Origin of the sequence: Massilia sp. YIM B02443 (assembly GCF_030411955.1) — a bacterium.
In the GTDB taxonomy this organism is placed as follows: domain Bacteria; phylum Pseudomonadota; class Gammaproteobacteria; order Burkholderiales; family Burkholderiaceae_D; genus Telluria.
The window spans coordinates 93,873-110,684 of record NZ_JASNRA010000011.1 but is presented as its reverse complement, the minus strand read 5'-3'; the positions used below and the strand labels follow the sequence as shown (position 1 = coordinate 110,684).

15 protein-coding genes are annotated in these 16,812 nt (G+C 69.5%); 12 read left to right on the top strand and 3 right to left on the bottom strand.

Going from position 1 to position 16,812, the window contains the following annotated elements; all coding sequences use genetic code 11:
- Window positions 1-5 precede the first annotated feature (5 nt).
- A complete protein-coding gene (locus QPK27_RS13270) occupies window positions 6-1,244 on the top strand; it encodes an HD-GYP domain-containing protein (protein ID WP_290418718.1) in 1,239 nt (412 codons plus the stop codon).
- A gap of 13 nt (window positions 1,245-1,257) precedes the next feature.
- Here the strand turns inward: QPK27_RS13270 and QPK27_RS13265 are convergent, their stop codons facing one another.
- Window positions 1,258-2,322 (bottom strand): GGDEF domain-containing protein, encoded by a 1,065-nt coding sequence (locus QPK27_RS13265; RefSeq protein ID WP_290418717.1) that lies wholly within the window; start codon window positions 2,320-2,322, stop codon window positions 1,258-1,260.
- A gap of 345 nt (window positions 2,323-2,667) precedes the next feature.
- On the opposite strand from QPK27_RS13265, the gene QPK27_RS13260 reads away from it, so the two are divergent.
- The 11 genes from QPK27_RS13260 to QPK27_RS13210 all read left to right on the top strand — a co-directional run bounded on the left by QPK27_RS13260 (window position 2,668) and on the right by QPK27_RS13210 (window position 13,554).
- A complete protein-coding gene (locus QPK27_RS13260; RefSeq protein ID WP_290418716.1) occupies window positions 2,668-2,871 on the top strand; it encodes a Flp family type IVb pilin in 204 nt (67 codons plus the stop codon).
- Between the two features lie 56 nt (window positions 2,872-2,927).
- Window positions 2,928-3,455: a prepilin peptidase gene (locus QPK27_RS13255; RefSeq protein WP_290418715.1), complete on the top strand. Its 528-nt coding sequence runs from the start codon at window positions 2,928-2,930 to the stop codon at window positions 3,453-3,455.
- Between the two features lie 186 nt (window positions 3,456-3,641).
- Window positions 3,642-5,087 (top strand): ATP-binding protein, encoded by a 1,446-nt coding sequence (locus QPK27_RS13250; protein ID WP_290418714.1) that lies wholly within the window; start codon window positions 3,642-3,644, stop codon window positions 5,085-5,087.
- Window positions 5,084-5,932 carry a Flp pilus assembly protein CpaB gene (cpaB, locus tag QPK27_RS13245; protein WP_290418713.1) on the top strand — a complete coding sequence of 283 codons (849 nt, stop codon included), beginning with the start codon at window positions 5,084-5,086 and terminating at the stop codon, window positions 5,930-5,932. Before QPK27_RS13250 ends, cpaB begins: the two co-directional genes overlap by 4 nt.
- An 18-nt stretch (window positions 5,933-5,950) precedes the next feature.
- Window positions 5,951-7,627, top strand: coding sequence for a type II and III secretion system protein family protein (locus tag QPK27_RS13240; RefSeq protein WP_290418712.1), 1,677 nt, complete (start codon window positions 5,951-5,953; stop codon window positions 7,625-7,627).
- Window positions 7,628-7,636: 9 nt separating this feature from the next.
- Window positions 7,637-7,924, top strand: coding sequence for a hypothetical protein (locus tag QPK27_RS13235; RefSeq protein WP_290418711.1), 288 nt, complete (start codon window positions 7,637-7,639; stop codon window positions 7,922-7,924).
- 30 nt (window positions 7,925-7,954) lie between these two features.
- The gene (locus QPK27_RS13230) at window positions 7,955-9,130 is read left to right on the top strand and encodes an AAA family ATPase (RefSeq protein WP_290418710.1); all 1,176 of its coding nucleotides are present in this window, start codon (window positions 7,955-7,957) and stop codon (window positions 9,128-9,130) included.
- A gap of 42 nt (window positions 9,131-9,172) precedes the next feature.
- Window positions 9,173-10,519 (top strand): CpaF family protein, encoded by a 1,347-nt coding sequence (locus QPK27_RS13225; protein ID WP_290418709.1) that lies wholly within the window; start codon window positions 9,173-9,175, stop codon window positions 10,517-10,519.
- A 10-nt stretch (window positions 10,520-10,529) separates the two neighbouring features.
- A complete protein-coding gene (locus tag QPK27_RS13220; protein WP_290418708.1) occupies window positions 10,530-11,522 on the top strand; it encodes a type II secretion system F family protein in 993 nt (330 codons plus the stop codon).
- A gap of 7 nt (window positions 11,523-11,529) precedes the next feature.
- On the top strand, window positions 11,530-12,468 hold the full coding sequence (locus tag QPK27_RS13215; RefSeq protein ID WP_290418707.1) for a type II secretion system F family protein: 939 nt from the start codon (window positions 11,530-11,532) through the stop codon (window positions 12,466-12,468).
- Window positions 12,469-12,483: 15 nt separating this feature from the next.
- Window positions 12,484-13,554, top strand: coding sequence for a LytR C-terminal domain-containing protein (locus tag QPK27_RS13210; protein WP_290418706.1), 1,071 nt, complete (start codon window positions 12,484-12,486; stop codon window positions 13,552-13,554).
- An 18-nt stretch (window positions 13,555-13,572) separates the two neighbouring features.
- Here QPK27_RS13210 and QPK27_RS13205 read toward each other — a convergent pair whose 3' ends face one another.
- Together QPK27_RS13205 and QPK27_RS13200 are read right to left on the bottom strand one after the other, a co-directional pair.
- On the bottom strand, window positions 13,573-14,670 hold the full coding sequence (locus QPK27_RS13205) for an NADH:flavin oxidoreductase/NADH oxidase (RefSeq protein WP_290418705.1): 1,098 nt from the start codon (window positions 14,668-14,670) through the stop codon (window positions 13,573-13,575).
- Window positions 14,671-14,889: 219 nt separating this feature from the next.
- On the bottom strand, window positions 14,890-16,437 hold the full coding sequence (locus QPK27_RS13200) for a family 16 glycosylhydrolase (protein ID WP_290418704.1): 1,548 nt from the start codon (window positions 16,435-16,437) through the stop codon (window positions 14,890-14,892).
- Between the last annotated feature and the right edge of the window lie 375 nt (window positions 16,438-16,812).

Here is a 16,812-nt window from a genome sequence, read left to right as displayed (position 1 = left end):
ACACGATGCTGAAAAAACTGGATTCTTCGCAGCTCAAGGTTGGCATGTTCATCCACGATCTCGATTGCGGCTGGATGGAGCATCCGTTCGTGCGCAACCGCTTCCTGCTCACCAGCGAAGACGAGATCCGGAAAATCACGGCGGCGCGCATCCGCGGCGTGGTGATCGACTGCGGCCGTGGCCTCGACCTGGACGAGGCGCCGACCGTGTCGGAGGCGGCGGCGCAGACCGAAGCCGAGGTGGTGGCGCTGGCGGCCGACGCGCGTCGACGCGCCGGCGCGTCCGTGCGCACGCCGCTGGGTGTCGAGCTCGAGCGCGCCGCCAGCGTGCGCCGGCGCGCGGTCGAGGTGGTGCGCAGCGTGATGCAGGATGCGCGCCTGGGCAAGGCGGTCGAACTGGACGAGGTGGCGCCGGTGGTGGAGAACATCACCGAATCGATCCTGCGCAACAGCGGCGCCTTGCTCGGCCTGCTGCAGATCAAGAACAAGGACGACTACACCTTCCAGCACTCGGTCAGCGTGTGCGCGCTGCTGGTGGCGTTCTGCCGCTCGCGCGGCATGGACGAGGCGCTGATCCACCAGGCCGGCATCGGCGGCCTGCTGCACGACACCGGCAAGGCGCTGGTGCCGGACGCGATCCTGAACAAGCCGGGACGCCTGACGGATGCCGAGTTCGAGATCGTCAAGCGCCATCCGCGCGACGGCCACGAGCTGCTGCTGCGCGCGCCCGGCATCGGTCCCATCCCGCTCGACATCACGCTGCACCACCACGAGCGGCGCGACGGCAGCGGCTATCCCGACCGCCAGGCCGGGGAAGCGATCGGCGAGCTGGCGCAGATGGCGGCGATCGTCGACGTCTACGACGCCATCACCTCGGACCGCTGCTACCACAAGGGCATCGCGCCGGCCGAGGCGATGCGCAAACTCTACGAATGGAGCAAGGCCCATTTCGATCCGGTCCTGGTGCAGGAATTCATGCGCTGCGTCGGCATCTACCCGGTGGGCACGCTGGTGCTGCTGGAGTCGGGCCGGCTGGGCGTGGTGATCGAAGCCCATCCGGCCAACCTGCTCACGCCCAAGGTCAACGTGTTCTTCCACACCCGCACCCGGGCCTACATCCGGCCCGAGACGGTCGACCTGTCCAAGGGGCTCGGCTTCGGCGGCGGCGACCGCATCCTGCGCCACGTCGCGCCGGAGGCCTGGAACGTCGACCCGCTGCGCTTCATGCAGCTGGCCGACGACTGAGGGCGGCCCGACTTCAGAAGAATTCGGCGGTGTCGTTGACGGCCACGGTCTGCAGCAGGCCGCCGGCCACCAGCTCTTCGTAGTGGCAGACGCGGTTGCGGCCGTTGGCCTTGGCGTAGTACAGCGCCTGGTCGGCGTGGCCCAGCGTGACCACCGGCGAGTCGGCGGCGCTGACGCTGGTGAAGCCGACGCTGACCGTGACCCGTCCCACCTGCGGGAAGGCGTGCGCCTCGACGTCGCCGCGGAAGCGCTCGATGATGCGGCGCGCATTGTCCAGCGTGGTCGAGCGCAGCAACACCACAAATTCCTCGCCGCCGAAGCGGAATACCCGGTCCTGCGCACGGAACGAGGTCTGCAGCAGGTTGGCGATCAGGATCAGCACTTCGTCCCCGTACAGATGGCCGAAGCGGTCGTTGACGCTCTTGAAGTGGTCGACGTCGACCACCGCCAGCCACTGCCTTTCCTCGCCGTTCTGATGGCGCCGCTCGGCGTGTCCGGCTGGTTCGGCAATGCCGGCGCCGCGTTCGGTATCGAGGTCGCTGGCATGCAGCATGCGCGCCAGCTGGTCGTCGAAGGTCTTGCGATTCAAGAGGCCGGTGAGCGAGTCGCGCTCGCTGTAGTCGAGCAGGTTCTGGAAGTTGCGGTAGACGCTGACGATGCCGTTGACCATGTACAGCGCTTCCGGCGTGAACGGATGGCCATGCGCGATCTCGAGGCAGGTGTCGGCCTTGTCGCCGAACCAGATCGGCAGCCACAGGCGGCGCAGGCCGTCGCCGCCGGGGCCGCCAGCGCTTTCGGCGCGCATGTCGTGCTGTCGCAGGCAGCGCTCCAGTTCCGGATAGCCGGCGATCGGTTCGCCGGGACCGCTGTCCTGGGCTTCTTCGGGGCAGGCCACGCCGCCGGCATGGATGCAGGCGCGCGAACGCACGAATTTCTGGCCGCCGACGGTGGCGATGTTCAGCACGCGGGTCCAGGCGGCGCCCGACAGCTCCTGTACCGCCGAGATGACGGAAAAGTCCAGCATGGTGTGATCGCGGTGGCCGGTCATGTCCACCATGTGTCTCAGCAGGGAATCCATGTCGTTACAGATCTAGAACAACAGAAAAGTCGTCGGGCAAGGCACAGCGCATCGCTATCAGCGGTGCCGCATTTTTCAGCGGTCAAGCAAAACAGGATAGCCTTTTTTTGTATTACAGGCAATTATTCTTAACAGTTTTTATTCATATTTTCCGGATTGGGAGACGCATTCAAGGCCGGACTCATTCTTTAAAAGAATCTTTCATTTCCATGTGGAAAAGTTGTGGAGAGTCAACTTGCCGTACGGCACTAATCAGTACAGTGAACTCACTGGCAAACGCAACACAGCAACAGCGACAGGGCCCGGTCGCCGCCAGTTTTTATCAACCACCATAAGGAGTTTGTCATGAGCACGATTACCTCTGCCATCAAAGCTTTCGTCGCCGACGAAGACGGTGTCACCGCCATCGAGTATGGCCTGATCGCCGCCCTCATCGGGGTCGTGATGGCGAGCGTCGCCGGTGAAGTGGGTCAGAAGATCCGCGAAGCGTTCGAGTACATCCGTGACGCCATCGTGGTCCAACCGGCTGCACCTGGCGCCGGCGAATAATCGCCTTGTTCCCCGGGGCTGCTGTCCGGCCCCGGGGTTTTCTTCTGGAGCCCATCATGGCTGTCGCACCCTGGCTCGACACGCTGCTGCTGCTGATGGTGGCCGCTGCCGCGATCAACGATCTCACCAGCCGGCGCATTCCGAACCTGCTGCTGCTGGCCGGCATGGCCAGTGCGCTGGTCCTGCACCTGCTGTCGCCGCAGCCGCTGCGCGCGCTGCTGTCCTGGCTGGGCGGCGCAAGCGCCGGCTTGCTGCTGTTCCTTCCCTTTTACCTGATCCGCGGCATGGCTGCCGGGGACGTCAAGATGATGGCTGCCGTCGGCGCCTTCACCGGCCCCGCCGAGGCGCTGCACATCGCGATCCTGGCCTGGTGCGCCGGCGGCGTGATGGCGCTGGCGGTGCTGCTCGTCAAAGGCCGGCTGCGCATGGCGCTGTCCAACCTGGGGGCGATCCTGCGTCCCGCGCTGCTGCGCCTGCGGGCGCCGGCGATCGGCACCGCAGAGCGGCCCAGCGCCGGATCGATTCCCTACGGCGTGGCGATCGCGGGCGGCACCCTGGTGGTCCTGCTTGGGCGCTATGGCTGAGCGGCGCACGGCCGCGCCGCGACGGCTGTACTGCTGAGTTCGCCCTTTGTCAGGTATCAAGTGCCTGCCGGGGCCGCTCGCTAGAATCAAATCAAGATCGTCAGATCAAGGTTCGTCAAACCAAGGTTCTCCAGAATTTATCCTCCAGAACCAGTCTTCAGACCATCCGCATTCGCAGGAGGTGTCATGATGCAAGCGTTATCGGCCGCCGCTCCCGCGGCCGCGCAGGACCTGCGCGCGCCGCAAGCGGCGGATGCGCCGGGTGCGCCCGGCCTCGCGGACGGCGATCCGGCCGCCGTGCTGCCGCGCCAGCCACGCACCGTGCGCGACACCGGCCTCGATCCGCGCTTCGTTACCGCCCTGGTGCTCAAGACCCTGCATGCGGGCGGCAAGACCCCACTGTCGGTGCTGACCGGACGCCTGCGCCTGTCCGGCGGCGTGGTGCGCGAAGTGCTGCAGGGCCTGATCGCCACCCAGCAGGCCGAGATCGCGTGGTCGGGCGAGAGCGACCTCGACGTCCATTACAGCCTGACCGCCTTCGGCCAGCGCGCCGCGAGCGAACACCTGCTCGAGTCGCGCTATGTCGGCCCGGCCCCGGTGACGCTGGCGGCCTGGCGCACGGTGCTGGCGCGCCAGTCGCAGCGCCGGCCGGACGCGCTGCGCGTCGGCCGCGGCGAGCTGGAAGCGCTGCTGCACGAAGACGGCCTGGAGCCGGCCGTGCGCGAACTGGTTGGCGCGGCCCTGCATTCGCAGCGCCCGCTGCTGCTGTACGGTCCTTCCGGCAGCGGCAAGACCACGCTGGCGCGCAAGCTGGCGCGCCTGCGCCAGGATCCGGTGGCGGTGCCGCACGCGGTGCTGGTCAACAGCGAGATCGTGCAGCTGTACGACCCGGCGTTGCACCCGGCGCCGCTGCAGCCGCGCAGCCATGAAGAGCGGCGCAGCGTCGACGCGCGCTGGATGCTGAGCCAGCGTCCGCTGGTGCACCTGGGCGCCGAGCTGACGCGCGACATGCTGGAACTGCGTCCGGACGCCGCCGCCGGCGTGCTGCGCGCGCCGCATCACCTGTGCGCCAACAGCGGCCTGCTGGTGGTCGACGACCTGGGCCGCCAGCGGGTGCCGGCGGCGGAACTGCTGCACCGCTGGCTGGCAGCGCTGGAGAGCGGCCAGGACCACGTTGCGGTGCCGGGCGGCCCCACGCTGGCGCTGCCGTTCGACGTGGTGCTGGTGCTGGCTTCCGGCCAGACGCCGGAAGCGGTGCTGGACGACGCCTGCCTGCGCCGCATCGGTTACCGGATCCCGGTCGGGCCGCTGTCCGAGGCCAGCTACCGGGCGCTGGCGCGGCGCCAGGCGCTGCTGCGCCGCATCGAGCTGGGCGACGCCGCGCTCGACTACCTGGTCGGCGAACTGCACCGCCGCACGCGGCGTCCGCTGCTGGCCGCCTATCCGCACGAACTGCTGGGCCGGATCGCCGATTTCGCGGGCTTCGCCGGGCGCGCGCCGCGCGCCGATCCCGAGGCCCTGGCCCAGGCCTGGAGCAGCATGTTCGGCGCCGCCGCGCTGGCGGCGCCTTCGCAAGGGACGGCCGCGAACGGCGCAGCCGGTAGCGGCACGGCCTGTGGAGATGCGCGATGAAGAACAAGCGAGCCGTGGTCATGATGGCGCTGGCGGTGGTGCTCGGACTGGCGGCGGTGGCGCTGGCCGCGCGCTGGCTGCTCAATGCGCCGGTCGCCAGCACCGGGCGCATCGTCGTCGCCGGCGCCGACATCGACATCGGCCAGCGCCTGGCGCCGGAGATGCTCAAGCTGGCCGACTGGCCGGCCGACAGCGTGCCGAAGGGCGCGTTCACCGATCCGGCCAAGCTGAGCGGGCGGGTGGTGCGCGGCAGCGTGCTGGCCGGCGAACCGCTGAGCGAATCCAAGCTGGCCCCGGCCGGCACCCTGGGCGGACTGTCGGCCCTGATCACCGAAGGCAAGCGCGCCATCACGGTGCGCGTCAACGACGTGATCGGGGTGGCCGGCTTTGCGCTGCCGGGCAACTACGTCGACATCATCGTCAGCACCGAGACCGTGCCCGATCCGAACGCGGCCCAGGGGCGCGCGCGCAGCATCTCGAAGATCGTGCTGGAGCGGATCCTGGTGCTGGCGGTGGCGCAGGAAGTCAACCGTGACGAGACCAAGCCGAAGGTGGTCAACGCCGTCACGCTCGAGGTCACGCCCGAACAGGCCGAGAAGCTCGACCTGGCGCGCAGCGTCGGCACGCTGTCGCTGGCGCTGCGCAACCAGGTCGATCCGGCCGCCGCCGCGACCGAGGGCGCGACCAAGGACAACCTGCTGCCGCCGCCGCCCGCCGCGCCGCCACCACGGGGCGCGCCACGGCCGGCACGACCGCGGGTGCAGCCGGCGCGGGCGCCGGCCCCGCCGCGGCGCGACTGCATCCCCGTCATCAACGGCCTGCACGCATCGCAGGAATGCCTCTAGTTCCACACGGGAGCCATCATGAACAGACGTTCCACGATCGCGTCCTGCGCCTTTCTGCTGGCGGGGTTGGCGCTGGCGCCCGGCGCCGGGGCCGCCGCCGCCGCCGCATCTGCCGCCACTCCCGTCGCCACGCCTGCCACGCCTGCGGCCGTCCCGCCGGGCAAGGCAGCCGAGGCGGCCCAGGCTGCACAAGCCGCCAGGCCGGTCGACAGGCGCGCCCGGGCCGCGGCGCCGAAGGATGCGCCGAAGGAAGCGCGCCAGGACCCGTGGCCGGCAGCGCGCGGCGACGCCGGCTGCACCGGCGAAGCGGCGCGTCCGGCCGCGATGGCGCTTCAGATGGGCAAGTCGACCATGCTGCGCCTGCCCGAGAGGGTCGCCCGGCGCAGCGTCGGCAATCCGGCCGTGGTGCAGGCCATGCTGGTCGCGCCCGACACCTTGTACATCGCCGGGATCGACGTCGGCAGCACCAATATGATCGTGCAGGGCAGGAGCGGCGCCTGCAGCGTGATCGACATCACGGTGGCGATGGACCCGGCCGCGCTGCGCGCCACCCTGGCCGCCGCCATGCCCGAAGAGAAGGACATCCAGGTGCTGGCCGCCGCCGACTCGCTGGTGCTGACCGGCACCGTCAGCGACGCCGCCGCGGTGGCGCGCGCGGCCGAACTGGCCGGCGCCTACGTGCGCCGCCCGCTGCGCCAGCTGAGCGCCATCAACAAGGACAACGATACCGACGGCGTGATCGCGCCCGCCGGCGCGGGGGGAACTGGCGGCGGCAGCGGCAGCGGCGCCACCACGCGGGTGGTGAACATGCTGGCGGTGAGCGCGCCGCAGCAGGTGCAGCTCGAGGTCAAGGTGGCCGAAGTCGCGCGCGGCCTGATCGAGCGCCTGGAAACCGGCACCCGCTTCAGCTTCGGTTCCGGCAGCTGGACCACCACGCTGGCCACCGACTTCCTGAGCGGGATGGCGCGCGGCAGCCTGTCGGGCATCAAGACCAACGGCAACGCCTTCGGTGTCGGCGCCGACAAGCAGGACAGCCTGGTGCGCATCCTGGCCGAGCCCAACGTGCTGGCGATCAGCGGCCAGGAAGGCACCTTCCTGGCCGGCGGCAAGTTCTACATTCCGGTGGCGCAGGACAACAACAAGGTCACGCTGGAAGAGAAGGAATTCGGCGTCGGCCTGCGCTTCACCCCGACCGTGCTGGCCGGCGGACGCATCAACCTGAAGGTGGCGCCGGAAGTGTCCGAGCTGTCGCGCGAAGGGGTCGGCATCAGCGCCGCCGGCATCAACGGCACCGCCATCATGCCGCTGGTGACCACGCGCCGCGCCAGCACCACGGTGCAGCTGTACGACGGCCAGAGCTTCGCCATCGGGGGGCTGGTGCGCAACAACCTGGTGACCAGCCTGAAAGGCTTGCCGGGACTGGGCGAAGTGCCGGTGCTGGGCGCACTGTTTCGCAGCACCGACTACCAGCAGGACCGCAGCGAACTGGTGTTCCTGATCACGGCGCGCCTGGTCAAGCCGCTGCCCGGCGCCGCCTACGCGCTGCCGACCGACGCGGTGCCGGTGCCGACCCGCGCCGAGGTGCTGCTGGGCGGCCGGCTGGAAGGGGCGGCGCCCGCACCTGCACCGGCATCCCGGCCGGCGGCTGCGCCGTCCGCACCGGCGCAGACCGCCGGCGGCTTCGAACTGAAATAGGAGAACGCGATGCAAGCACGATCGACACGGCGGCCGGCGCGCCGGCTGGCGGCACTGGCGCTGGTCCTGGCCGGCGGCTGCCTGCAGGGCTGCGTGGCGCCCACCCCGCAGTGGGACGCCCGCTTCGGCGACGCCACCCGCGCCAACCTGGCGGCGCAGGTGATCGACCCCGCGCCCGCCAATGCCGCCAACCCCGCCGCCGGCGTCGACGGCCGCGCCGCGCGCGCCGCCTACGAGGCCTACCAGCGTTCCTACGCCAATCCCACCCAGCCGGCGGCGCTGGTGCGCGACCGCTAGCCGGCCACACCGGACAACCCAGAGGATTCCATGAGAGCGCTCCTGATCAGCCGGGACAGCCACCTGTACGCGGAACTCGCCTCCCAGGGCGCCGCGCGCGTGCCGCCCCTGCACCTGGCGTCCACCCGCGCCAGCCTGCGCGAGGCGCTCGACCGGCCCGAAAGCGACACCCCGCAGCTGGTGATCGTCGACGCCAGCGACGCCGACCCGTCCGAGGCCGGCCTGCTCGAGCGCCTCGGGCGCCAGTACCCGACGTCGCAGCTGATGCTGCTGACCGACCAGCACCAGCACGAGCTGTTGATCACGGCGATGCGCGCCGGCGTGCGCGAAGTGCTGCAGCTGCCGCTGGTGCACCGCGCGCTGCACGAGGCGATGGACCGGATCGCGGCCGCCGCCGGCGTCACCGCCATGCGCGACGGCAAGATCCTGGCCTTCATCGCCTGCAAGGGCGGCAGCGGCGCCACCTTCATCTCGACCAACTTCGGCTACGCGCTGGCCACGCTGGCCGGCAAGAAGGTGCTGCTGATCGACCTGCACGGCCAGTTCGGCGACGCCGCGCTGTACGTGTCCGACCAGAAGCCGGCCATGACCCTGTCCGACGTGTGCGGCCAGATTGCGCGCGTGGACGGCCCCTTCCTCGAATCGTGCGTGGTGCACGTCACGCCCGGCTTCGGGGTGCTGGCCGCGGCCGACGACCCGGGCCATGCGCGCGAGGCCAAGCCGGAGCACATCGACACCGTGCTGCGGGTGGCGCGCCAGCACTACGACTACGTGCTGCTCGACGTCGGGCGCCAGATCGACGCGGTGTCGCTGCGCGCGCTGGACGTGACCGACACCATCTATCCGGTGCTGCAGCTGGCGCTGCCCGACATCCGCGACGCCCGGCGCCTGCTCGACATCTTCCGCTCGCTCGGCTACGTGCTGGACAACATCCGCCTGATCGTCAACCGCTACGAGAAGGGCGGCAAGTTGCGCCTGCAAGACCTGCATGCGGCGCTCGGCTGCGAGGTGGTGCACACCTTCCCCAACGACTACATCGCGGTCACCGATTCGGTCAACCAGGGCGTGCCGGTGCTGCAGCTGTCGCGCTCGAGCGCGGCCGCGCGCAGCCTGGCCGAGATGGTGGCGATGGTGACCGCGCGCCGGGTCCAGGAAAGCAAGGGCCTGCTCGACCGGCTGTTCGGGCGGCTCGACGCTGAATCCTGATGCCGCAGCCCGATTCTCCTTAACGCCATTTCTGGAGCACCCATGTCACTTCGCGAACGCCTTGCGCAGTCGGGCCAGGAGCGCGCCGCCGGCGCCGACCTGTTCGACGCCGCCGCCCACGCCTACCAGGAACTCAAGAAGTCGATGCACCAGATGATCCTCGACCGGATCGACCTGGAGCGCCTCAAGCGCCTGACCGCCGAGCAGTTCAAGCACGAGCTGGCGCTGCTGGTCCAGCGCATCATCGAGGAAGAGCGCATCGTCCTCAACCAGCACGAGCGGCACCACCTGGTGCTCGACATCCAGCACGAAATGCTCGGCTTCGGCCCGCTGGAACCCTTGCTGGGCGACCCCACCGTATCGGACATCCTGGTCAATACCGCCAGCAAAGTCTACGTGGAGCGCCACGGCCGGCTCGAGCTGACCGACGTCACCTTCCACGACAACGCGCACCTGATGAAGATCATCGAGAAGATCGTCTCGCGCGTCGGGCGCCGGGTCGACGAATCGAGTCCGATGGTCGACGCGCGCCTGCCGGACGGCTCGCGCGTGAACGCGATCATCCCGCCGCTGGCGGTGGATGGCCCGCTGCTGTCGATCCGGCGCTTCGGCGCCAGCCCGCTCACGCCGCAGAACCTGCTCGACTACAAGAGCCTGACCCCGCCCATGCTGCGGGTGCTGGAAAGCCTGGGCGTGGCCAAGGTCAACATCCTGATCTCGGGCGGCACCGGCAGCGGCAAGACCACCTTGCTGAACCTGATCTCCGGTTTCATCCCGGGCAACGAGCGGGTGGTGACGATCGAGGACGCGGCCGAACTGCAGCTGCGCCAGCCGCACGTGGTGCGGCTCGAGACGCGCCCGCCGAACATCGAGGGCAAGGGCGAGGTGACCCAGCGCGCGCTGGTGAGGAACGCGCTGCGCATGCGCCCCGACCGCATCATCCTGGGCGAGGTGCGCGGCGCCGAGGCGCTCGACATGCTGCAGGCGATGAACACCGGCCACGAAGGCTCGCTGGCGACGATCCACTCGAACACCCCGCGCGACGCGCTGGCGCGGCTGGAGAACATGGTCAGCATGGCGGCCGTCAACCTGACCCCGCGCGCGATCCGCCAGCAGATCGTGTCGGCGGTGACGGTGGTGGTGCAGGCGTCGCGCCTGACCGACGGCACGCGCAAGGTGGTCAGCCTGCAGGAAATCACCGGCATGGAAGGCGAGATCATCTCGATGCAGGAGATCTTCCGCTTCGAGCAGCGCGGGGTCGACGCCGAGGGCAAGGTGCTGGGCCACTTCTGCGCCACCGGGGTGCGCCCGCGCTTCGCCGACCGCCTCAAGCTGTTCGGCGCGCCGGTGCCGGAAGACGCGTTCGATCCCGACCGCGTGTTCGACTGAAAGGGGCGCCATGGACGCATTCTTCTACGGCTTCGTGGTGCTGCTGTTCGCGGCCGTGATCCTGGCGGTGGAGGGGATCTACCTGTGGTGGATGAGCACCCACGGCGCGGCCGCGCGCCGCATCGCGCGCCGGCTGCAGATCATGTCCGGCGGAATCGGCGCGCGCACCGGCGAGCGCATCTCGATCCTCAAGCAGCGCCGGTACAGCCGTGCGCCGGCGCTGGACCGCCTGCTGCACCGCTGGCAGCCGGCGCACCGCATCGACGCGCTGCTGGTGCAGTCCGGCGCCACCTGGACCGTCACCCAGTTCCTGGCCTGCTCGCTGGCCTGCCTGCTGATGGCGCTGGCCCTGAGCTTCGCGCTGCCGGCGGCGATGGCGATTCCGGCGCCGGCGCGCGCGCTGGCCGGATTCGGCGGCCTGCTGCTGCCGTGGGTGCTGCTGCGGCGCATGCGCATGCGGCGCCTGGTGCGCATCGAGCACCAGCTGCCCGAGGCGGCCGACTTCATCGCGCGCGCGCTGCGCGCCGGCCACTCGTTCACCAACGTGCTGCAGATCGTCGGCAACGAGTTGCCCGAGCCGCTGGCCGGCGAATTCCGGGTCGCGCGCGAAGAGATCAACTACGGCGTGCCGATGAACGAGGCGCTGCACGGGCTGGCCGCGCGCATCCCGCTGACCGACCTGCGCTACCTGGTGATCGCGGTGCTGATCCAGCGCGAGTCGGGCGGCAACCTGGCAGAAATCCTCGGCAACATCAGCCAGATCATCCGCGCCCGCCTGAAGCTGGTCGCGCACGTGCGGGTGCTGTCGGCCGAAGGGCGCATGTCGGCCTGGATCCTGGGCCTGCTGCCGTTCGCGGTGATGGGCGTGATGATGTTCAGCAGCCCGGCCTACGTCGCCATGCTGTGGAAGGATCCGGGCGGCATGCGCCTGCTGTGGACCGGCCTGGGCATGATCGCGTTCGGCGTGCTCTGGCTGCGCAAGATCATCCGCATCCGCGTGTGAGGCCCCCATGCAATCGACCCAACTCGTCTTCCTGCTGATCGTCTTCGTCGTCGCCTGCGCCCTGGCCTGGCTCGGCTTCGCGCTGTTCGCGCCGCTGGCGCTGCGCGAGCGCCTGCGCCTGTTCCTGGGCCGGCGCGGCGCCGAGGGCGAGCCCGGGGTGCGCTGGATCGAGCGCGTGGCCAGCGTTGCCAAGCCGCTCACCAAGCTGTCGATTCCCGAGGAAGGCTGGGAGAAGTCGACCCTGCGCACCCGCTTCATGAACGCCGGCTGGCGCCACCCGTCGGCGCCGACCCTGTACTTCGCATCCAAGACCGCGCTGGCGCTGCTGCTGCCGGCGCTGGCGGCGCCGTTCCTGGTGCTGTACGGGAGCGCGTTGGGCGGCGGCAAGGTGCTGGCGCTGCTGCTCGGCGCCGCCTCGTTCGGCTACTACCTGCCGAACGCAGTGCTGGCGCGGCTGGTGGCGCGGCGCCGGCGCGAGATCTTCGAGACCGTGCCGGACGCCCTCGACCTGCTGACGGTGTGCGTCGAGGCCGGCCTGAGCCTGGAGCGGGCGATGGTCAAGGTGGCCAGCGAAATCCACATCAAGAGCGTGGTGCTGGCGCAGGAACTGCAGCTGGTGCTGATGGAGATGCGCGCTGGCTTCAGCAAGGAGAAAGCGCTGCGCAACTTCGCGCTGCGCTCGGGCGTGGACGACGTCGACACGCTGGTGGCGATGCTGATCCAGTCCGAACGCTTCGGCACCAGCGTCGGCGACTCGCTGCGCGTGCATGCCGAAAACCTGCGCCACAAGCGGCGCGTGCTGGCCGAGGAACACGCCGCCAGGATCGGTCTCAAGCTGCTGTTCCCGCTGATCTTCTGCATCTTCCCGACGCTGCTGATGGTCCTGCTGGGCCCGGCCGCGATGCAAATCTCGCGCACGCTGGGCGCACTGCCCGGCGCGCGCTGAACCATTGGAGTTGTCATGAAACGAGCGATTTCCCTGGCCCTGCTGTGCGCTGCGCTGGCCTCGTGCGCGCCGCTCGGGCAGCGTGCCGGCGCCGCATCGGTGCTGGAGGCCGACGGCGACTACCGCGCCGGCCGCGGGCACCACCTGGCCGGACGGCCTGACCTGGCGCGCGCGGCCTACCTCGAGGCTGTGCGGATCGCGCCGACGCATCAGGACGCGCGCAACGGCCTGGCGGCGCTGCACGTCGAACGGCGCGAATTGGGGCAGGCGATCGCGATCTGGCGCGAGCTGACCGCCCCCCTGAACATGGCCTCGGGACCGGCCAGCGCCTACCTGTTCAGCAACCTGGGCCGCGCATATATCCTGAACGGCGAGCTTGAATCGGCGACAGCGGCGCTGGAAAAAGCCTGCCTGCTCGATCCACTGAACCACCGCACCTGGCAGCTGCTGGGCGAGACGCTGCGCCGCCAAGGACAGGAAGCGCGCGCCGAATCGATGCTGCGCCAGGCCGCGACCCTGCGCCAGCATGACCTGCGCGCCGACATCGCGTCCACCGGCAGCAGGACCGCCGTGGCGGCGCTCGGCCAGGCGCTGCAGGCGCCGACACCGGCGCAGGCATCGACACCCGAGCCGCCGCAAGATGCGGGCTGGGCGCGCGCCTACGTGCAGGCGGGCGTGGACGGGATGATGGAGTTGCGGCGCACCAGCGGGCGCGAAGAAGAAGTCGCCGCCGCCCCTGCAGCGGCCCCTGCATCGGTGGCGCCGGAAGGCGTGGCGCTGCTGGAGATCAGCAACGGCAACGGCATCGCCGGCATGGCGCGCGCCGTTTCGCGCAGCATCGACGAACCGGGCCTGCAGGTGACGCGGCTGTCGAACGAGCCGGGCTTCGGCGTGGACCAGACCCGCATCGAGTACGGGCCCGGACGGCACGGAGCCGCGCGCAAGCTGGCGCGGCGCCTGGGCAGCGCCGAACTGCGCCAGGTGGAGCAGGGCGAACGTTCCGACCTGCGCCTGGTATTGGGACGCGACCTGGCCGGTCACCCCACGCCGCTGCGCCCGGCCCCTGGCCCGCTCAAAGCAGGCTGAGACCGGGGAAGCCCGGGCTTACGCCTGGCGGTAGCGCGACAGCCAGTGCGCGTACTGCGGCGGCAGCACGTCCCACGGCTGCTCCAGGCCCAGCTCGCGCGCCGCGCGGTACACGTAGTGCGGATCGGCCAGGAAGGCGCGGCCGATCATCACCAGGTCCATCTGTCCCTGTTCCACCACCCGGTTCGCCACCTTCGGATCGTCGATGTTCCACGAGGACGCCACGGCGATGCCGGCTTCGCGGCGCACGCGCTCGGCGTAGGGCGCCAGGAAGGCCGGGCCCCACGGGATATTCGTCTGCGGGATGGTGAAGTTGACGCTCACGCTGAGCAGATCCAGGCCGCCGGCGCGCATGCGGCGCGTCAGCTCGATCGATTCCTGCAGCGTTTCTTCGTCGCGGCCGTCGAATTCGATCACGCCCATGCGCGCGGTCAGCGGCAGGTGGTTCGGCCAGACCGCGCGCACCGCGGCCAGGGTCTCCAGCAAGAAGCGGCTGCGGCCTTCGAAGTCGCCGCCGTAGATGTCGTCACGCTGGTTCGAATGCGGCGACAGGAAGCTCTGGCCCAGATAGCCGTGCGCGAAGTGCAGTTCCAGCCATTCGAAACCGGCGTCCAGGGCGCGCCGCGCCGCGGCCACGAAGTCGTCCTTGATGCGGGCGATGTCGTCCAGGCCCAGGGCCTGCGGCTGTTTCGGCAGGTTGGCGCCGAAGGCGACGGCCGACGGGGCTACCGTCTGCCAGCCGCGCGCATCTTCATTCGGGATATGGTCGTCGCCTTCCCACGGACGGTTGGCGCTGGCCTTGCGGCCGGCGTGCGCGATCTGGATGCCGGCCACGGCGCCGCCGTTCTTGATTTCTTGCGCGATGGCGGCCATGCCGGCCACCTGGGCGTCGTTCCACAGGCCGGTGCAGCCCGGGGTGATGCGGCCTTCCGGCGAGACGGCGGTGGCTTCGACGACCACCAGGCCGGCGCCGCCGCGCGCGATCGAGGCGTAGTGGGCGCGGTGCCAGTCATTGGTGACGCCGTCGACGGCGCTGTACTGGCACATCGGCGGCACCGCGATGCGGTTGCGCAGGCGGACGGATTTGAGTTCGAAGGGGGTAAACAATGCGGTCATGATGCTCTTTCTGATGCGGTCGGCGTGGCCGGCGCCGGGCCGGAAGAACCGGCCGGCGCGCAGCCGTGACGATGGATGTCGGAGATGCCGGCGAACGGTTCCCATGGATGGCATGGGCAAAATTTTCGCCGGGTCGCGCATTCTCTCACTGTCGCGCATTATGTGCAGGGCACGCCCGCATTTCACGCTCCCGCCGGGACGGCGGGATCGTTCAGTGCATCATTGCGCAGCTGCCTGCTTCCGGTACACGCGCACGTAATCGACCAGCATCCGGCGCGGGAATTCGGTGCCGGCATCCGGATAGCCCGGCCACAGCCCGCCCACGGCCAGGTTCAGCAGCACGAAGAAAGGATGGTCGAACACCCACTCGCCCTTGACCAGGTCGGGCCGCGCGGTGTGGAAGTGGATGCCGTCGCGGTACCAGCGGATCTCGCCCGGTTCCCACTCCACCGCGAACACGTGGAAGTCGTCGCCATACTCGGCGCCATCGAGCGCGATCGCCTTGCTGAACGCGTGCTCGCCCGAGTAGCCAGGCCCGTGCAGGGTGCCGTACGCGTTGCCCGGCTCCTTGCCGATGATTTCCATGATGTCGATCTCGCCGCTCTTCGGCCAGCCGGCCTGCTTGATGTTCGCGCCCAGCATCCAGAACGCCGGCCAGATGCCCTGGCCCTTGGGGATCTTGATGCGCGCCTCGTAGCGCCCGTATTGCGTCTCCTTCAGGCCCGCGGTCTTGAGCCGCGCCGAGGTGTATTCGCTGCCTTCATAACGTTCCTTGCGCGCCTCGATGGTAAGCATGCCGCCGCCCACGCGCACGTTTTCCGGCCGCCCGGTGTAGTACTGCAGTTCCTGGTTGCCCCAGCCATGGCCGCCGGTTTCCGCCACCCACTTGCCGGTGTCGAGCGCAGCGCCGTCGAATTCGTCGCTCCAGGCCAGGGTCCAGCCAGCGGGGGCCGCCGGCCGCGGCGCCTGCTGCTGCCGCACGTGCCGCATGACGTTGAGGAAGGTATCGGTCCAGTACTCCTTGCGGTGCTCGGCCAGGAAACGCAGCAGTTCCTCGTGCGCCTCGCTCGACACGCTCAGGTGGTCGCCGCCGATGCCGTGGAAGGTGAACGCCACCATGGTCCCGCGCGCGCCGGCCTGCTTCACCAGTTCGATCAGCTCCTTGCCGCTGGCGCCGACCGGCCCCGCCGAACCGACCATGAACGGGTCGAGCGCCGCCATCGACGCCGGCACCGGCGGCCGCCCATGCCCGGCCTTGATGGCCACGAACTCCCCGTGCAGCAATGGGATGTAGTCCGTGCCGCCGGCCAGCACGTCGCCGCAGGGCGCGGTATAGGTGCGCTCGCGTTGCCCGTCGATTGCCATCAGCATGGTATTGGCCAGCACCACCTGGTCGCGCATCTGCGCGGCGCTCGTGGTGTCCAGGTTGCGGTGCGGCGCCACCCAGGCGCGGTCGGCGCCGGCGCCCGAACACTGGTGGAACAGGCTGTGGTTGCCCAGCTCGTGCCCGCGCCGGGCGGCGGCGCGCCAGCCTTCCATGCGCGCGCCTACCGGAGGGTTCGACAGCTGCAGGTAGAAGGTGGCGCGCAGGCCATGGCGGTCGAGCGCGGGGATCGCGTTGTCGAGCTGCGAATCGAGCGCGTCGTCATATGCCAGGCTGACCGCCGCGCGGGCGCCACCGGGCCAGGTGAAGGTGTCGGCACGGGCCAGCGTATTGGCGAATGTGACGCCGAGCGCAAGAAGAACGGTGGCAAGAAAACGGTGCATCGGTGCTCCAGTTTGGAATCGTTACCAAATCAACAACGCGACTATATCAGCCGCAAAAATCGGGTGTCAACGCGGGAAACACCACGCCGGACCAAGCGATTATCGACCAGTTCTCACTCTGGGATCTGCACCAATGTGTTGCAAAACTACGTCAATCCACCCCCGCTCCGTATGGATATTCCGTTGACAATTTATTTTCCTAACCCTAATATTCAGACAACTTACATGGAAACGTTTCCATGCTCCTAATGAGCTGGCTTCGACCCCAACGGCGCATGCGCCAAGGACCCGAGGACACATGAAACAGCGCACCGCGCGCCTGGCGACAGGCGAGACAGGAAACAAGGCAACGACGACTCCGGCAACCGCCGGTGT

What these genes read in the sequence shown, in the direction of transcription:
- QPK27_RS13220 (WP_290418708.1), top strand. Translation starts at nt 10,530, where the DNA reads ATGGACGCATTCTTCTACGGCTTCGTGGTGCTGCTGTTCGCGGCCGTG.
- QPK27_RS13260 (WP_290418716.1), top strand. Translation starts at nt 2,668, where the DNA reads ATGAGCACGATTACCTCTGCCATCAAAGCTTTCGTCGCCGACGAAGAC.
- QPK27_RS13250 (WP_290418714.1), top strand. Translation starts at nt 3,642, where the DNA reads ATGATGCAAGCGTTATCGGCCGCCGCTCCCGCGGCCGCGCAGGACCTG.
- QPK27_RS13200 (WP_290418704.1), bottom strand. Translation starts at nt 16,437, where the DNA reads ATGCACCGTTTTCTTGCCACCGTTCTTCTTGCGCTCGGCGTCACATTC.
- QPK27_RS13255 (WP_290418715.1), top strand. Translation starts at nt 2,928, where the DNA reads ATGGCTGTCGCACCCTGGCTCGACACGCTGCTGCTGCTGATGGTGGCC.
- QPK27_RS13235 (WP_290418711.1), top strand. Translation starts at nt 7,637, where the DNA reads ATGCAAGCACGATCGACACGGCGGCCGGCGCGCCGGCTGGCGGCACTG.
- QPK27_RS13205 (WP_290418705.1), bottom strand. Translation starts at nt 14,670, where the DNA reads ATGACCGCATTGTTTACCCCCTTCGAACTCAAATCCGTCCGCCTGCGC.
- QPK27_RS13210 (WP_290418706.1), top strand. Translation starts at nt 12,484, where the DNA reads ATGAAACGAGCGATTTCCCTGGCCCTGCTGTGCGCTGCGCTGGCCTCG.
- QPK27_RS13225 (WP_290418709.1), top strand. Translation starts at nt 9,173, where the DNA reads ATGTCACTTCGCGAACGCCTTGCGCAGTCGGGCCAGGAGCGCGCCGCC.
- QPK27_RS13215 (WP_290418707.1), top strand. Translation starts at nt 11,530, where the DNA reads ATGCAATCGACCCAACTCGTCTTCCTGCTGATCGTCTTCGTCGTCGCC.
- QPK27_RS13230 (WP_290418710.1), top strand. Translation starts at nt 7,955, where the DNA reads ATGAGAGCGCTCCTGATCAGCCGGGACAGCCACCTGTACGCGGAACTC.
- QPK27_RS13265 (WP_290418717.1), bottom strand. Translation starts at nt 2,322, where the DNA reads ATGGATTCCCTGCTGAGACACATGGTGGACATGACCGGCCACCGCGAT.
- QPK27_RS13270 (WP_290418718.1), top strand. Translation starts at nt 6, where the DNA reads ATGCTGAAAAAACTGGATTCTTCGCAGCTCAAGGTTGGCATGTTCATC.
- cpaB (WP_290418713.1), top strand. Translation starts at nt 5,084, where the DNA reads ATGAAGAACAAGCGAGCCGTGGTCATGATGGCGCTGGCGGTGGTGCTC.
- QPK27_RS13240 (WP_290418712.1), top strand. Translation starts at nt 5,951, where the DNA reads ATGAACAGACGTTCCACGATCGCGTCCTGCGCCTTTCTGCTGGCGGGG.